Source organism: Bifidobacterium choerinum (assembly GCF_000741135.1).
Lineage (GTDB): Bacteria > Actinomycetota > Actinomycetes > Actinomycetales > Bifidobacteriaceae > Bifidobacterium > Bifidobacterium choerinum.
This window is the reverse complement of the sequence record NZ_JGYU01000002.1, coordinates 427,215-443,068: the sequence shown is the minus strand read 5'-3', so window position 1 is coordinate 443,068 and position 15,854 is coordinate 427,215. Positions and strand designations below refer to the sequence as shown.

General features: G+C 67.0%; 9 protein-coding genes, 1 other RNA gene and 2 pseudogenes. All 12 read left to right on the top strand.

Annotated elements, in window-relative coordinates; all coding sequences use genetic code 11:
* Window positions 1-876 carry a hypothetical protein gene (locus BCHO_RS02805; RefSeq protein WP_024540632.1) on the top strand — a complete coding sequence of 292 codons (876 nt, stop codon included), beginning with the start codon at window positions 1-3 and terminating at the stop codon, window positions 874-876.
* Between the two features lie 62 nt (window positions 877-938).
* Window positions 939-2,426, top strand: a complete 1,488-nt coding sequence (locus tag BCHO_RS02800; RefSeq protein WP_024540631.1) for a UDP-N-acetylmuramoyl-tripeptide--D-alanyl-D-alanine ligase — start codon at window positions 939-941, stop codon at window positions 2,424-2,426.
* A 46-nt stretch (window positions 2,427-2,472) separates the two neighbouring features.
* The gene (mraY, locus tag BCHO_RS02795; protein ID WP_024540630.1) at window positions 2,473-3,579 is read left to right on the top strand and encodes a phospho-N-acetylmuramoyl-pentapeptide-transferase; all 1,107 of its coding nucleotides are present in this window, start codon (window positions 2,473-2,475) and stop codon (window positions 3,577-3,579) included.
* 112 nt (window positions 3,580-3,691) lie between these two features.
* Window positions 3,692-5,131, top strand: a complete 1,440-nt coding sequence (murD, locus tag BCHO_RS02790; RefSeq protein ID WP_024540629.1) for a UDP-N-acetylmuramoyl-L-alanine--D-glutamate ligase — start codon at window positions 3,692-3,694, stop codon at window positions 5,129-5,131.
* Window positions 5,132-5,315: 184 nt separating this feature from the next.
* Window positions 5,316-6,461: an FtsW/RodA/SpoVE family cell cycle protein gene (locus BCHO_RS02785; protein WP_081707924.1), complete on the top strand. Its 1,146-nt coding sequence runs from the start codon at window positions 5,316-5,318 to the stop codon at window positions 6,459-6,461.
* A gap of 55 nt (window positions 6,462-6,516) precedes the next feature.
* Window positions 6,517-7,723: pseudogene (gene murG / locus BCHO_RS02780) on the top strand (undecaprenyldiphospho-muramoylpentapeptide beta-N-acetylglucosaminyltransferase).
* Window positions 7,724-7,795: 72 nt separating this feature from the next.
* Window positions 7,796-9,370 (top strand): UDP-N-acetylmuramate--L-alanine ligase, encoded by a 1,575-nt coding sequence (murC, locus tag BCHO_RS02775; RefSeq protein ID WP_024540626.1) that lies wholly within the window; start codon window positions 7,796-7,798, stop codon window positions 9,368-9,370.
* 335 nt (window positions 9,371-9,705) lie between these two features.
* Window positions 9,706-10,908 (top strand): cell division protein FtsQ/DivIB, encoded by a 1,203-nt coding sequence (locus BCHO_RS08990; protein ID WP_237743020.1) that lies wholly within the window; start codon window positions 9,706-9,708, stop codon window positions 10,906-10,908.
* A gap of 608 nt (window positions 10,909-11,516) precedes the next feature.
* Window positions 11,517-11,919: a transfer-messenger RNA gene (gene ssrA / locus BCHO_RS08985) on the top strand.
* 369 nt (window positions 11,920-12,288) lie between these two features.
* The gene (locus tag BCHO_RS02760; protein WP_160271600.1) at window positions 12,289-13,905 is read left to right on the top strand and encodes an ABC transporter substrate-binding protein; all 1,617 of its coding nucleotides are present in this window, start codon (window positions 12,289-12,291) and stop codon (window positions 13,903-13,905) included.
* 119 nt (window positions 13,906-14,024) lie between these two features.
* A complete protein-coding gene (locus BCHO_RS02755; RefSeq protein WP_024540624.1) occupies window positions 14,025-15,128 on the top strand; it encodes an ABC transporter permease in 1,104 nt (367 codons plus the stop codon).
* Window positions 15,129-15,457: 329 nt separating this feature from the next.
* Window positions 15,458-15,841: pseudogene (locus BCHO_RS08980) on the top strand (ATP-binding cassette domain-containing protein); the annotation flags it as partial.
* Window positions 15,842-15,854: the final 13 nt, after the last annotated feature.

Below are 15,854 nucleotides of genomic sequence, written 5' to 3'. Positions count from 1 at the left end.
ATGAGCGCAATCAACGAAACGACGTCCCAGCGCCTGACGCTCGGCATGCTGCAGGACCGCTACGGCTACGAGCTCGTGCCGGACTTCGCGCGCGACGTGACCGTCACGTCGCTCGCCAACGACGTCGACTCGGTCACGCCGGGCGCGCTGTACATGCCCGGCATCCGCATCGACAAGGGCCGGATCGCGCTCGCCGTGCGCCGCGGCGCCTACGCCGTCATGCTGCCGACGTCGATGCGCAACGCCGTCGACGACCCGCAGGTGCCGGTGCTGTTCGCCGACCCGTCGCCGCGCCAGATCGGCGAGCTCGCCGCCTCGATCGCCGGCAGGCCGTCCGAGTCGATCGCCGTCTTCGCAATCGCCGGCAGCGACGTCGACCGCGTGCGCGAGGACGTCGACGTGCTCGCGCAGTTCCTGCACATGCTCGGCAACCCGGTCGGCACCGTGTGCGAAGGCGACTCGCAGTCGCTCGAACGCTTCCTCGACCTGAGCTACCCGGTCGACGCCTTCGCGATGCAGCGCGTCTTCTCGGTGTGCGTCGAGGACGGCGCCGCCGCGATCATCCTCGCGCTCAACGCCCGCACGATCGCCCCCGGCGCGCTCGAATCGGTCGGCGTCGACGTGCTCGGCTACGACGACGCCGGCGGCCACGTCGACGAGATGATCGCGCACGTGGGCGAGCAGTACGGCTGCACGCTCGACGCGAACACGCATCTGGCGCAGCGCGACGCGGAGACCGACGCGATGGCCGAGCAGGCCGACTTCGGCGACGGCCATGCGCGCGCGCTGTCGCTCGCGATCGCGATGACGCTCGCCGCCGGCGTGCGCAAGACGAACATCCGCAACGCGCTGCGCGTGTCCAAGGAGCTGCGCTGAGCGCCGCGGGAAGAGACCCACCAGGGACGGAAGACGAAACAGGACATAAGGAGAGACACACGATGATGAGGATGATGCTGGCCCAGGCGGCCCGGACGGTCGACGGCCGCCTGATCAACGCGGACGACGCGACGGCCGAACGGGTCGTGGCCGACGTCGTCACCGATTCGAGGAAGGTACGCGCCGGCTCGCTGTTCGTCGCGATCGCCGGCGAGCACGTCGACGGCCATGATTTTGTCAGCTCGATCGGCGAACAGGGCGCGCTCGGCGCGATCGTCGACCACGAGATCACGGACGCGCCGTGTCCGCAGATCGTCGTCAAGGACACCGTCGAGGCTCTCGGACTGCTCGCCAAGGCCAATCTGCGGCTGCGCCGCGAAAGCCGTGAGCCGTTCACCGTCGTCGGCATCACCGGATCGGTCGGTAAGACGACGACGAAGGACCTGCTCAAGGCGCTGCTGTCGACGCTCGGGCCGACCGTCGCGCCGGTCGGCTCGTTCAACAACGAGATCGGACTGCCGCTGACGGCGCTCGAGGTCGGCGACGGCACGCGCTATCTGATCGCTGAGATGGGTGCGAACCATCTGGGCGAGATCGCGCATCTGACGACGATAGCGCCGCCGGACGTCGCCGTCGTGCTCAAGGTCGGCGTCGCCCACCTCGGCGAGTTCGGCTCGGTCGAGCACATCGCGCAGGCGAAGAGCGAGATCGTGCGCGGCCTGCTCGACGACGGCGTCAGCGTGCTCAACGCCGACGACCCGCGCGTCGCCGCGATGAGCCCGATCGCGCCCGGCAGAGTCGTCTGGTTCGGCCTCGAACACGCGCAGGCGCACGACGAGGACGGCTACGTTGCCGCCGACGACGTCACGCTCGACGATCTGGGACGTCCGGTGTTCACGATCGTCGACGACGGCGGCGTCGAACAGCGCGTCACGCTCGGCATCGGCGGCGCGCACAACGTCATGAACGCGCTCGCCGCGGCCGCCGTCGCGCGCCTCGAGGGGATGCCGCTCGAACGGATCGCCGACGTGCTCTCCCACGTCACGTCCGTCAGCCCGCACCGCATGGCCGTGAGCGAGGTCGAACGCGACGGCGAGCGCTTCACGCTCATCGACGACTCGTTCAACGCGAACCCCGACTCGATGCGCGCCGGACTCGACGGCCTCGCCGCATGGCGCGCCAAGGAGGACGCGCAGCCGTTCCGCGTCGCCGTGCTCGGCGCGATGCTCGAGCTCGGCGCCGACGAGGCGCGCGCGCACCACGATGTCGGCGCCTACGCGGCGAAGGCCGGCGCCGACGCCGTCGTCGCGGTCGGCGCGGCCGGCGACGAGCATCTCAACGCATTGGCGCAGGCAATCGCCGACGGCGCGCGCGAGGCGTTCGGCGACGGCGATGCGAACCCCGTCGCCGCCGTCACGAACACCGACGACGCCGACGAGGCGGTGCGCCGATTCAACGCCGCGCACGCCGACATGGTCGTGCTGCTCAAAGGCTCCCACGCCTCCGGACTGAGCGCGCTCGCGACGCGCTGGACTGGCGGCGCGCAGTGAGGCCACGCAACCCACGGCAACCACGCAACCGAATGGAGAACCTCAGGTGATCGCACTCATCATTGGCATCTTGGTCTCGCTGATCGTGACGATGGTCGGCACGCCGCTGCTCATCCGCATCGTGCACAGGCTCAACTACGGGCAGTACATCCGCCAGGACGGCCCGCAGTCGCATCTCGTCAAGCGCGGCACGCCGACGCTCGGCGGCGTCGTCATCGTGCTCGCCGTGCTGCTCGGCTGGGGCGCGAGCGCGCTGTACCGCTACTGCTGCCACGGCGTCGTGCCGTCCTGGTCGGCCGTCCTCGCATTGTTCGCGATGGCGTCGATGGGCCTGCTCGGCTTCATCGACGACTTCGCGAAGGTGCGCAAGAAGCAGAACGAGGGTCTGACCGTCGGCGGCAAGTTCCTCGGCCAGATCATCTTCGCGACGTTGTTCGCCGTGCTTGCGCTCGTATTGCCGACGAAGTCCGGGTTCCCGAGCGCGCAGGCCGGCATGAGCTTCATTGAGAAGCCCTTCGTCAGCTTCGACTTCGCGGGCCGCGCGCTCGCGATCATCCTCTTCGTCATCTGGGTCAACTTCCTGATGGCCGCGTGGACGAACGCCGTCAACCTCTCCGACGGCCTCGACGGCCTGTGCGCGGGCTCGTCGATGGTCGCCTTCGTCGGCTATGCGATCATCGCGATCTGGGAGAGCTACCATCTGGCCGGCGCCGGCCACTCCGGCTTCGCCTACGCCGTCTCCGACCCGCTTGACCTGGCGATCATCGCCTGCTGCGCGGCGATGGCGTGCCTCGGCTTCCTGTGGTACAACTGCAATCCGGCGTCGATCTTCATGGGCGACACCGGCTCGCTCGCGCTCGGCGGCCTGTTCGCGGCGCTGTCGATCGAGACGCACACCGAGTTCCTCGCGATCATCATCGGCGGCCTGTTCGTCATCGAGGCGATGAGCGACGTCATCCAAGTCGGCTACTTCAAGGCGACCGGCAGGCGCGTGTTCAAGATGGCGCCGATCCACCACCACTTCGAACTCGAGGGATGGACCGAAAGCAAGGTCGTCGTGCGCTTCTGGATGGTCGAGCTCATGTTCGTCATGGTCGGCCTCGTCATCTTCTACGGCGACTGGGTGGCCCGCTCGGGCCTGTGGCACGCCTGACGGCGGCCACGCGCGTCCGCACGCCGCCGGCGGGCGCGCGCCATCACCGGCGGCATGCATGCGCGACGCGGACCCGGGACGATCCGTGCCACGGGACGGAAGGACAGCAACAATGGAACTCGATCTTGAACATATGACGGTGGTGGTGGCCGGACTCGGCATCTCCGGACGCAGCATCGTGGACATCCTGCGCCCGCGCGCCAAGGAGGTCATCGGCGTCGACGAGCACAAGGAGGACGCCGACCTCAACTCCTTCGACGACATCCCGTGGGACCGCGTCGACCTCGTCTGCACGTCTCCGGTGTTCAACCCGCGCACGCCGTTCATCCTCGAGGCGCGCCGCCGCGGCATTCCGGTCATCAGCGAGGTCGAGCTCGCCTGGCTCATGCGCGTGGACAACGCGCGCACCGGCCTCCCCGCGCCGTGGATCGGCATCACCGGCACGAACGGCAAGACGAGCACGACCGAGATGACCTCGGCGATGCTCACCGCATGCGGTCTGACGGCGCCGGCCGTCGGCAACATCGGCAAGGCCGTCTCGCATGCCGCGCTCGACCCGGACAACGACGTGCTGTGCGTCGAACTGAGCTCGTTCCAGCTGCACTTCACGTATTCGCTCGCGCTCGCCGGCGCCGCGATCACGAACATCGCCGCCGACCACCTTGACTGGCACGGCGGCATCGAGGCCTACGCCGAGGACAAGTCGAAGGTCTTCGACGGCGCGCGCCGCGTCATCGCCTACAACGCGCAGGACGAACGCGTCAGCGAACTGGCGCGCGAGGCGAAGACGGCCGAAGGATGCGTCGCCGTCGGCTTCACGCTCGCCGAACCGGTCGCCGGCCAGATCGGCGTCAAGGACGGCTGGATCGTCGACATGGCCGGCGTCACCGGCATGCCGGTCGGCGTCGAGCACCGCCTCGCCGCGCTCGCCGACTTCCCGCACCTGATGGAGCCGGACGGCACGCTCTACCCGCATCTGGTCGCCGACGCGCTCACCGCGCTCATCCTCGTGACGGCGATGGACGTCGACGTCGACGTCGCACTCGACGCGCTCAAGCGCTTCAGGCCCGGCGGCCACCGCATCGAGGAGGTCGCCCGGCTGACGCTGCCCGACGGCTCCGCGATCCGCTTCGTCGACGATTCGAAGGCGACGAACGCGCATGCGGCGCGCGCCTCGCTGAGCAGCTTCGCGCCGGGCAGCGTCGTGTGGATCGCCGGCGGCCTGGCGAAGGGCGGTCGTTTCGAACAGCTCGTCGCCGACATGCGCGACCGGCTCAGGGGAGCCGTCGTCATCGGCGTCGACCAGCGGCCGATGCTCGACGCGCTGCGCACAAACGCGCCCGACCTGCCGGTCGCCGTCATCGACCCGAAGGATGCCGACGACGTCATGGCGCACGCCGTCACGGCAGCCGCGTCGATGGCGCAGGGCGGCGACGTCGTGCTGCTCGCGCCCGCCTGCGCGTCGATGGACCAGTTCCGCTCCTACGCGCAACGCGGCGACCGTTTCGCCGACGAGGCACGGCGGTGGGTGAGCGAGTATGGCCGAGACTGAACGCAAGCGGCGCAAGCCGCGCACGACGTCGTCGAACGGCGCGATCGAGGCGCCGCGCCGGCAGTACGCGGTACGCAAACGCTCGCAGGCCACGGCGCGCGACGGCGGCGTGCAGCCGCGCCGCGCCACATCGGGCAAGAACAGGGACGAGTCGCTCGACTTCGCCCAGTACCGCGGCTGGCGCATGTTCCTCAACCCGCTGTGGTGCTACCACGGCTTCTTCGCGAGTGTGCTCGCGCTGACGTTCTTCGGCCTTGTCATGGTGTTCTCGAGCTCGTCGGTCACGATGGTCGCCGCCGGCGCCTCGCCGTGGGCGCAGTTCGTCAGCCAGATGGTCTTCGCGCTCATCGGCTTCGTGTTCATGGCCATAGGCCGGTTCCTGCCGCTGAGAGTCTTCGAGACGCCCAGGTTCATGTATGGGCTGTACGGGGTCTGCATGGTGATGCAGCTGCTCACGTTCTCGCCGTTCGGCGTCGAGGTGTACGGCAACCGCGGATGGATCAAGCTCGGCCCGATCCAGCTGCAGCCGGCCGAATCGCTCAAGCTCATGCTGTGCATCGTGCTGCCGCTCGCGCTGCAGCGCGTGCGGGCCATCCACCGCAGGAGCGGCAGGCAGCCGACGCTGAAGGACTACCTGCTGCCGCTCGCGTTGTTCGTCGCCGCCGTCGGCCTCGTCATCTGCGGCAAGGACCTCGGCACCTGCATGATCCTCGTGTTCATCGGCCTCGTCGCCTTCGCGACGAGCGACTTCCCGAAGAAATGGCTCGTCGCCGGCGGCCTCGTCGCGCTCGCGTTCATCACCGTGTTCGTCGTGACGAGCTCCAACCGCATGAACCGCATCCTCGCAACCTACCGCGGCTGCGAGGACGGCGCGCAGACCGTGTGCTACCAGTCGACGCACGCGCGCTACGCGATCGCCTCCGGCGGCATGTTCGGCGTCGGCATCGGCAACTCGCGCGAGAAATGGAACTATCTGCCGGCCGCGCACAACGACTTCATCTACGCGATCATCTGCGAGGAGCTCGGCTTCGTCGGCGGCCTGCTCGTGCTGCTGCTGTTCGTCGTCATCGGCTGGTGCATGCTCGTCGTGGCCGTGAAGACGCCGAACAGGTTCGCGTCGTCGCTCATCATGTGCATGACGATCTGGATCGTCGGCCAGGCATTGGTCAACATCGCCGTCGTGCTCGGCCTGCTGCCGGTCATGGGACTGCCGATGCCCTTCGTCTCGGCGGGCGGCACGTCGCTGATCATGTGCCTGGCGGCGGCCGGCGTGTGCATGAACGCGATGCGCAGCCAGCCGCAGATCCGCGCCGAGCGGGCGAAGGCCTGAGCTCGGGCGCGTCGACTACAGTGAAGGCATGAACGAAGGCAGGAACGAAGGCAATATGAGCAGCACGAAGAGCGCGGCGACGCCGCATCGCATCATCCTCGCCGGCGGCGGCACCGCCGGCCATGTCAACCCGTTGCTGGCGGTCGCCGACGCGATCCGCCGCAGGGAGCCGGACGCGGACATCATCGCGCTCGGCACCGAGAAAGGCCTCGAGGCCGACCTCGTGCCGGCCGCCGGCTACCGTCTCGCGACGATCGAGAAGGTGCCGTTCCCGCGCCGACCCGGCGCGTACATGTTCCAGTTCCCGGCGAAATGGCGCCGCGAGACGGCGAAGGTCAGGGAACTCATCGGCACGCAGGGCTCGCAGGTCGTCGTCGGCTTCGGCGGTTACGCGTCGGCGCCGGCGTACGCGGCCGCGCACAAGCTCGGCGTCCCCATCGTCATCCACGAGCAGAACGCGCGCGCCGGCATGGCGAACAAGCTCGGCTCGCGCTGGGCGCAGTTCATCGGCACCGCCTACGACGGCACCGGACTCAAGCCGGCGAAGGACGGCAGCGTCGAACGCGTCGGCCTGCCGCTGCGCCCGGCGATCGCCGCGCTCGCCGAACAGCTGCGGCACGACCGCGCCGGCGCCCGCGAATGCAACGCGCGCGAGCTCGGCCTCGACCCCGAGCGCCCCCGTCATCGTCGTCACCGGCGGCTCGCTCGGCGCGGCGAACCTCAACCGCGCCGTCGCCGGCACCGCCGGCACGCTCGTGCGGCACGCGCAGATCGTCCACCTGACCGGCAAAGGCAAGATCGACGAGGTGCGCGACCGCGTCGTGCAGTCGGCCGGTGCGCAGGTGCTCACCGGACTCGGCGAGGACTCGCAGCCGGGACGCGACTACCACGTCGCGCAGTACCTCGAACGGATCGACAAGGCCTTCGCCTGCGCCGACCTCGTCATCTGCCGCTCCGGCGCGGGCACGGTGAGCGAGCTGACGGCGCTCGGACTGCCCGCCGTCTACGTGCCGCTGCCAATCGGCAACGGCGAACAGCGCTTCAACGCGAAACCGGTCGTCGACGCCGGCGGCGGCCTGCTCGTCGACGATCACGACTTCACGACGACATGGGTCGAGGAGCACATCCCGGCGCTGCTCGCCGACCCGGCGACGCTGCGCGGCTACGGCGAGCGCGCATGGCGCTACGGCATCCGCGACGCCGCCGATCGCATGGCGAGCCATATCCTCGACATCGCCGACGTGCAGGCCGACGCCGCATAGGCACCCGCACGGCATCATCCGCATCGCACGACACGGCATCATCCATCACAACGAATAGGAGCGTGTTTCCCAGTGAACGAACAGACCCCGCAGACCCCGCAGCCTACCGACCTCGACCCGACGGCCGCGCGTTTCGCGCCGACGGCGCAGGTGGCCGACCTCGGACGGACGCATTTCATCGGCATCGGCGGCGCCGGCATGTCCGTCCTCGCCGAGATGCTGCACCAGCAGGGCGTCGACGTCGACGGTTCGGACATGCAGCAGGGCGCGAAGACCGAGCGTCTCGCCGCGCTCGGCATCCCGGTGCGCATCGGCCAGCAGGCGGATAACGTGCGCGACGCGCAGGTCGTCGTCTACTCGAGCGCGATCAAGGCGGATAACCCGGAGATCGTCGCCGCCGCCGCGCAAGGTTCGCGGATCGTGCACCGCAGCGACATCCTCGCGCTGCTCATGCACGGCCGCCGCGCCGTCACCGTCGCCGGCGCGCACGGCAAGACGACGACGAGCTCGATGCTCGCGCACATCCTCACGCACGCCGGCGACGGCGCGCTCGCCGACCCGAGCTACGCGATCGGCGGATCGATTCAGGGACCCGACGGCACGACGATCGACGGCGGCCACGCCGGCGAAGGCGACGTGCTCGTCGCCGAAGCCGACGAATCCGACGGCAGCTTCGCGAAGTACACGCCGCAGATCGCGATCGTCACGAACGCCGAACCCGACCATCTCGACCACTACGGCGACGCCGACACCTACCGCGCCGCCTTCGTCGACCACCTCGGACACGCGCGCGGCGCGATCGTCGTGTGCACCGACGACGCGAGCGCGCTCGCCGTGCTCCGTCGGCTCGACGCGACGAGCGCGGCGCATGCGATCGCCTACGGCACGACGCCGCGCGAGGACGTCGGCGAACTCAACGGCGCACGCTACGTGCACATCGCCGCCGAGCGCGAGCATGCCGGCGACGGCGCCGAAAGCTTCATGCTCGAGATGCCGGCGAGCGTCGCCGAAGGACGGACGGACGCCGCCGGCGACGACGGGACGGTTGTGCGGGTGCCGGTGACGCTCGCCGTGCCGGGACTGCACAACGCGAGGAACGCGACGGCGGCGATCGTCGCTGCGACGCTGCTTGGCATGGACCCGCACGTCGCCGCGCAGGCCGTCTCGACCTTCCGCGGCGCCGCGCGCCGCTTCCAGATCCGCGCGACGGCGAACGGCGTGACCGTCGTCGACGACTATGCGCACCATCCGACCGAGATCGGCGCGCTGCTCGACGCGGCGCGCCGACGCTACCCGGGCGCGACGATCCATGTGCTCTTCCAGCCGCATCTGTTCTCCCGCACGAAGTTCTTCGCGAGGGAGTTCGCCGACGCGCTCGCCAAGGCGGACGACGTCATCGTCACCGGCGTGTTCCCGGCGCGCGAGAAGCAGCAGGACTTCCCGGACGTGGACGCGTCGACGATCGCCGACGAGGCCGGCGACGATGCGTCGATCGACGTCGAGGAACGTATGGAGACGGCGGCGCAGATGATCGCGATGCGCGCGAAGCCCGGCGACGTGATCTTCACGGTCGGCGCCGGCGACGTCACGAAGATGGCGCCGGTCATCGCGCATGTGCTCGAGGCGCACGCCGGCAAGGACGACTGATGGCCGGGCGCAGCGTCAGATCATCGGGTGCGGCCGGCTCGCGCGGCGGCGGCAAGAACGTCGGCGGGGGCGCCGGCGGCGGCACACGCAGGAAGGCGTCGGGCGGCGGCGCCGGCGAGCCGCGCATGACCCGCGGCGGCCGGACCATCTCGTCGGGCGCGGGCGGCTCGCATGACGGCGCCCACGGCGCATCAGACGGCGGTCGACGCGGACGGACGATTTCGTCGCATCGGGACGGGACGGCGGACACGTCACAGCACGGCCGCGTCCGTAGGTCGGCGGCAGGCACTGCCTCCGCTTCGGCGTCGCAGCGCACCGGCGATGTGAAACGGTCCGTGAAACCGAAAGCGTCGTCGGCGTCCGGGCGGCGTCGCGCCGCGGCGTCGCCGCCGACGGGGGAGCATCGCTTCCCGCTCGAGACGACGTCGTCGCGTCCGCGCGTCGCATCGAACGCGGGCGCGCGGCATGACGGCGCGCGCACCGTGTCGTCGGGCAAGTCGGCGTCTTCGTCGTCGAAGAAGAACGCGGTCGCGATGCGTCCGGCAGCGAAGACGCCAGGGAAGACGAAGTCCGGTGGACCGTCGTTCGTCGCGCGGATGCGCGACCTGCTGCCGAAGCGCGGCAGGCAGACGAACCAGGTGCGCCGCACGCGCATCATCGACGAACCGATTAGCCGCAGCGAACCGGGATCCTTCGTCGACGCGAACAACATGCGCAGCGAGGACATCGTCGCGAAGACGCTCAGACAGACCGCCGGCACCGTCGGCGTGGCGACGCGTCCGAAGGTCGTCGACTTCACGAAACGGCAGAAGGAACGCCGCCGCGCGAACCTGCGGCAGACGGTGACGCATGTCGCGGCGGCCGTCGGCGCGATCGCCGTCGTCGCGGCCATCGTCTGGCTGCTGTTCTTCTCGCCGGTGCTGCGGCTCAACCAGGACAAGATCAGCGTGTCCGGCGCGAACCAATGGGTGAGCGACCAGCAGATCATGGCGATCGCGCGCGGACAGGCGGGCAAGTCGCTGCTGCTCGTCTCCGACGCGGCCGTCGAGGAGCAGCTCTCGCAGATCCCGGGCGTCTCGTCGGCGCAGGCGACGAAGCGCTTCCCGAACGGGTTCGACGTGCACGTCGAGGCGCAGCGGCCGGCGGCGATGCTGCGCGTCAAGGGCGCCGACACGCTCACGGCCGTCGACAATAAGGCGCGCGTGCTCAACGCCGTCGACGCGAAGTCGGCGAAGGGCATCCCCGTCATCGACGTGACGTCGGTCGACGGCGCCGTCAGCAGCCGCGCGCTGCGTTCGGCCGTCGTCATCCTCGACGCGTTCCCCGAAGGGTGGCGCAAGGACGTCACCGCCGTGAGCGCGCCGACGCAGGATTCGATCACGACGACCTTCGCGAACGGCATCACCGTCGTCTGGGGCGACGACACCGACCTCAAGCTCAAGATGGCGATCGCCGACAAGGTCATGAACGACCCGAAGGTGATCGGCGACAAGAAGCAGATCAACGTCTCCGCCCCGAACCGTCCGATCATCAAGTAGCGGGGCGCGTGCGTGCTGCGTGCGTGCTGCGTGCGTGCTGCGTATGCGTACGCGGGGCGGGACGTTGGAGCGCGTGTGCGCGACCCGGATTGCGTATACGCACGCGGCGCGAGACGCTGGGAAGCGTGTGCGCGACCCGGGCTGCGTAGGCGTACGCAGAATGTGATGCCGGGAAAGCTGCATGCGTCACGGATGGCGCATAGGTGTGCGGATTGGGACGTTGGGGGAGACGTGCACGTTGCTGAGTGTGTGCAAGGCGCTGGAAGGGGCGTTGGACGTGGATGAGGCGCGTTTTCGAGTCTCCTCAGGGTGCGTATGCACCTTATCGTGTACTTAGAACATCGATTTTGCGCCGATTTCCGCAGATGGGGATGCTGAGCTGATGCGACTGGCGACCGGTTATGGAACTGATGGTAATCGAAACGGTTTCGAGCTCCGGGGGAATCGCATATGCGGACACGGACAAGCGACGAGGAGGGACGGCTGAACAGGAGCGGATTGCGCTGACGGCATCGCGGGGCTTGCCGATTCGGGGCGGTCGTGTTATATTGAGAAGTCCGGTTCGAGAAGGCCGTAAGGTCTCATCGCCGGGGCTTGATAATTCAAAAGGGGCCGATATGGTTTCGACGGTGATCTGTTCGCTTCGGAGAAGCGTGCCGAGAATGTAGAGTCCGCTCGTGATGTGCTCTGCAATTTAAATTAAGTGCTAAATCTAACCGCACTGAGTTCGCTCTCGCTGCCTGATTTTAAACGTAATCAGATCTAATCCAGCGAGCGTGGCTCCGTCCGCTCTTCCGGGTCTTCGGGAAGAGGTCGGGCGTCGTTAGAGGACTTGCCTACGTCACTGAACCGCAGGGTGACGTAGGGACTTTGACTGTGGCTAGGCTCGCCATCAGTCGTCTGCGACATTGATGGGGGCCGAAAAACCACCCCAGTGGTCAGCAGACTACGCACGTAGAAGTACGAGGGTACGGTCACCGGACCGGGGTTCAATTCCCCGCGGCTCCACGAATGAAAACCCGCCGGAAACGGCGGGTTTTCTTGTATCTGCGGCGTGTTCCGGACATGTCGGGCATGGGTGGCCTGACCGAATCCGGCGTATTCCAGCGCGAGATGTGGGCAGGATGTGGTCACGGCGGACCGCAGATCATCCAAGCCGAACACGCGCCATACGGGCGGCACGGAGAACGGTCTCAGCATGTGACTCTGGATGCAGACGCCGCCAATCGCTGGAACCGCAAAGGTTTTGAGGATAATCACCGTGCGTTCGCGTTGGTCGGATGCTGAGATGAAACGTGCCGGTAATGCATGAAACTAACAATGTGCTGTGAACGATGCCCCGAAGAGAGCGGGGCAAAACGCACAGAGCGAAGGTGCACTGTGAACGCAAAGAAGATCATCGCAGCCGCGGCAGCCGTGGCGGCGCTCGCCTCGGTGAGCGCATGCGGAGGCGTGAAGGATGACGTGGCCGACGCCGCCAACGAGAACACCGTGCTGGTGGGCGCCACCGACAAGGTGACCTCGCTCGATCCCGCAGGATCATACGACAACGGTTCGTACGCCGTGCAGATCCAGGTGTTCCCGTTCCTGTACGCGCAGGACTACAACACGTCGGAGCTGTCCCCGGACATTGCGACGGACGACGGCACATGGAGCGATGATGGCAAGCAGTTCACCGTCAAGATCAAGGAAGGACTCAAGTTTGCGAACGGCCACACGCTCGACGCGAAGGATGTGAAGTTCTCCTACGACCGCATCAACACGATCAACGATCCGAATGGTCCGAGCTCGCTGCTCGCCAACATCGATTCCATCGAGACGCCGGATGACACGACCGTTGTCTTCAACGCGAAGGTGCCGTTCGACGTCACACTCAAGCAGGTCATGAGCTCGCCGGCCGGTCCGATCGTCGACGAGGAGGTGTTCGACACGGACAAGGTCACCGATGCGGACGCAATCGTGAACGGCAAGGCTTTCGCAGGCCCGTACCAAATTGACTCGTTCAAGCTCAACGAGGCCGTCAGCTACGCGAAGAACGCCAATTACCAAGGCTTGACGCCAGTGAAGAACTCCGGCGTGCAGGTGAAGTACTTCGCCGACGTGTCGAACCTCAAGATGGCGGTCGAGCAGGGGCAGGTCGATGTCGCGTACCGTTCGCTGTCGCCGACCGACATTGAGGATCTCGGCAAGAACGACAAGGTGAAGGTCGTCAAGGGACCCGGTGGCGAAGTGCGCATGCTCGCCTTCAACTTCAAGCTGCAGCCCTACGGCGAATCGCAGAAGGACGCCGACGCGGACAAGGCGAAGGCCGTGCGTCAGGCGGTGGCGAGCCTCATCGACCGCGACGAGCTCTCCGAGAAGGTCTACAAGGGCACGTGTATTCGTTCATCCCGGACGGACTCTCCGGCCATGAGGACACGCTCAAGGCGTACACGAAGGACGGCAAGCCGGATACGGCCAAGGCCAAGAAGACCCCTCGCGGACGCCGGCGTGAGCCTTCCGGTCGACCTCAAGCTCCAGTACAACGGCAACCACTACGGTTCGAGCTCCGCCGACGAATATGCGGCGATCGAGAGCCAGCTCGAATCCGATGGCCTGTTCAAGGTGGATCTGCAGCAAACCGAATGGACGCAGTACAACAAGGAACGCGTCGTCACCGACGAATCCGACGGCAGCTATCCGGTCTACCAGCTCGGCTGGTTCCCGGACTATTCTGATCCGGACAACTATCTGTCCCCGTTCTTCCGCGACGGCAACTTCGTCAACAACGGCTACGCCAACAAGGACGTCAACGATGCCATCGTCGCGCAAGCCGGCGAGAAGGACGCGGCCAAGCGCGAGCAGATGCTCAAGGACATCCAGAAGACCGAGACGGACGATCTTTCGACGCTGCCGATGCTGCAGGGCAATCAGGTGGCTGTCACCGGCAGCAACATTTCCGGTGTCGTGCTCGACCCTTCGTTCCGCTTCCGCTACGCCTCGGTCATCAAGAACTGAGACAACGCACCGTCGTCGACCTGATGCGTCCCCATGGGAACGCATCAGGTCGACCCTCTGCGTTCCCGCGGCGCCCTAGGCCGCGCATTCCCCATATCCATAAGCACCAAGGAGCTCCGGTGTCCCAAGCAACAGCATCGCCGGCCGATTCCACCTCGTCGAAGCCGACCGTCAGCGCGCATAAGAACAGACTTTCCGCAGGATTCTTCCGTTTCATCCTCGGTCGTTTCCTGCTCATCATTCCCACCGTATTCATTCTCGTCACGATCGTGTTCTTCGTCATGCGTGCTACCGGCGACCCGATCTCGGCCGCCATGGGCGGACGACTCACACCCGAGGAGCTGCAGCGTCGCATCCACGAGGCCGGCTACGACCGTCCGCTCCTCGTACAGTACTTCGATTACCTCGGCGGTCTGCTGCACGGTGACCTCGGTCGTACGCTCACCGACAACCAACCGGTCATCTCGGTGCTGACACGATACGGTGCCGCCACGCTCGAGCTCGCGCTGCTATCGCTCGTCGTCGCATTGCTCGTCGGCATCGGCTTCGGACGCATCGCCGCCAGACACCGCGACCGCGCGCAGGACGCCGGCATCCGCCTGTTCGCGATCCTGTGCTACGCGACGCCGGTGTTCTTTCTCGGCCTTGTGCTCAAGCTCGTGTTCTCCGTCGGCCTCGGCATCCTGCCGAGTTCCGGTCGCTCGTCGCTGCAGTCGGAGATGCAGTTCTCCCGACTCGTCTCGCCCACTGGCCTGTACATCGTCGACGCGCTGCAGCTCGGCGACATGAAGGTACTCGGTGACGTCCTCAGGCATGCGGTGCTGCCGGCGCTTGCGCTCGGTCTGCTGACGGCTGGCGTCTTCATCCGGCTTGTGCGCACGAACGTCATCTCCACTTTCAACGCCGGCTACATCGATGCGGCCCGTTCCCGCGGCGTCAGTGAGAAACGCCTGATGTCCAAGCATGCGTGGCGACCGGCGCTCATCCCGATCATCACGGTCATGGGCATGCAGATCGCGCTGCTGCTCGCCGGCGCCGTGCTCACCGAGACGACCTTCGAATGGAAGGGACTGGGCTTCATGCTCTCCAACTATCTCAAGGCGCGCGATTTCGTCGCGGTGCAGGGCATCGTCATCCTGATCGCGATCATCGTCTCCGTCGTCAATTTCATCGTCGACGTGATCAGCGCGTTGATTGATCCGCGAGTGAGGTACTGGACATGAGCGAGAGCACGGAACTGAAAGTCGGCGTGCCGGGGGACACGCGTCTGGAGAAGCTCAACGTCGAACCCCCGAAATCCTGGTTTGCGAAGCTGCCGGTCGTGCGTGACCTGAAGATCGCCGTCGGCTGGCAGAAGGGCATGCTCGTCACCGGCCTCGTCCTGACGGCATTCTTCCTGATTGTGGCCGTGCTGCTGTCGATCTTCGCCGGCGTGTTCCTTGGTCTCGTCTCGGGTTATTTCGGCGGCTGGATCGACCGTGTGCTCGTCGTCATCGCCGGCGCGGTCTATTCGTTCCCGTCGCTGCTGCTGGCGATCCTGATGGCGATTATGATCTCCGGCGGCCAGCGTCAGCGCGCATCGCTCGCGCGCGCGATCGCGTTGAAGCCGAGCCTGCTCATCGCCGACGAGCCCACCTCCGCATTGGACGTCTCGGTGCAGGCGAAGGTGCTCGAACTGTTCAAGGTGCTGCAGGCGGAGATTGGCTTCGCATGCCTGTTCGTCACCCATGACCTCGCCGTCGTCGACATGCTCGCCGACCGCATCATGGTCATGCACAAGGGACGCATCGTCGAGCACGGCGATGCATCGCAGATCATGCGCCACCCGTCCGATCCATACACGAAGAAGCTGCTGGCCTCGCTGCCGGTGCTCGATCCGCGTGAGCAGGCCGTGCACCGCGAGGAGCTGCGCGCGCTGCTCGCCAAGGAGGCGTGAGCTCGGTCCGCGC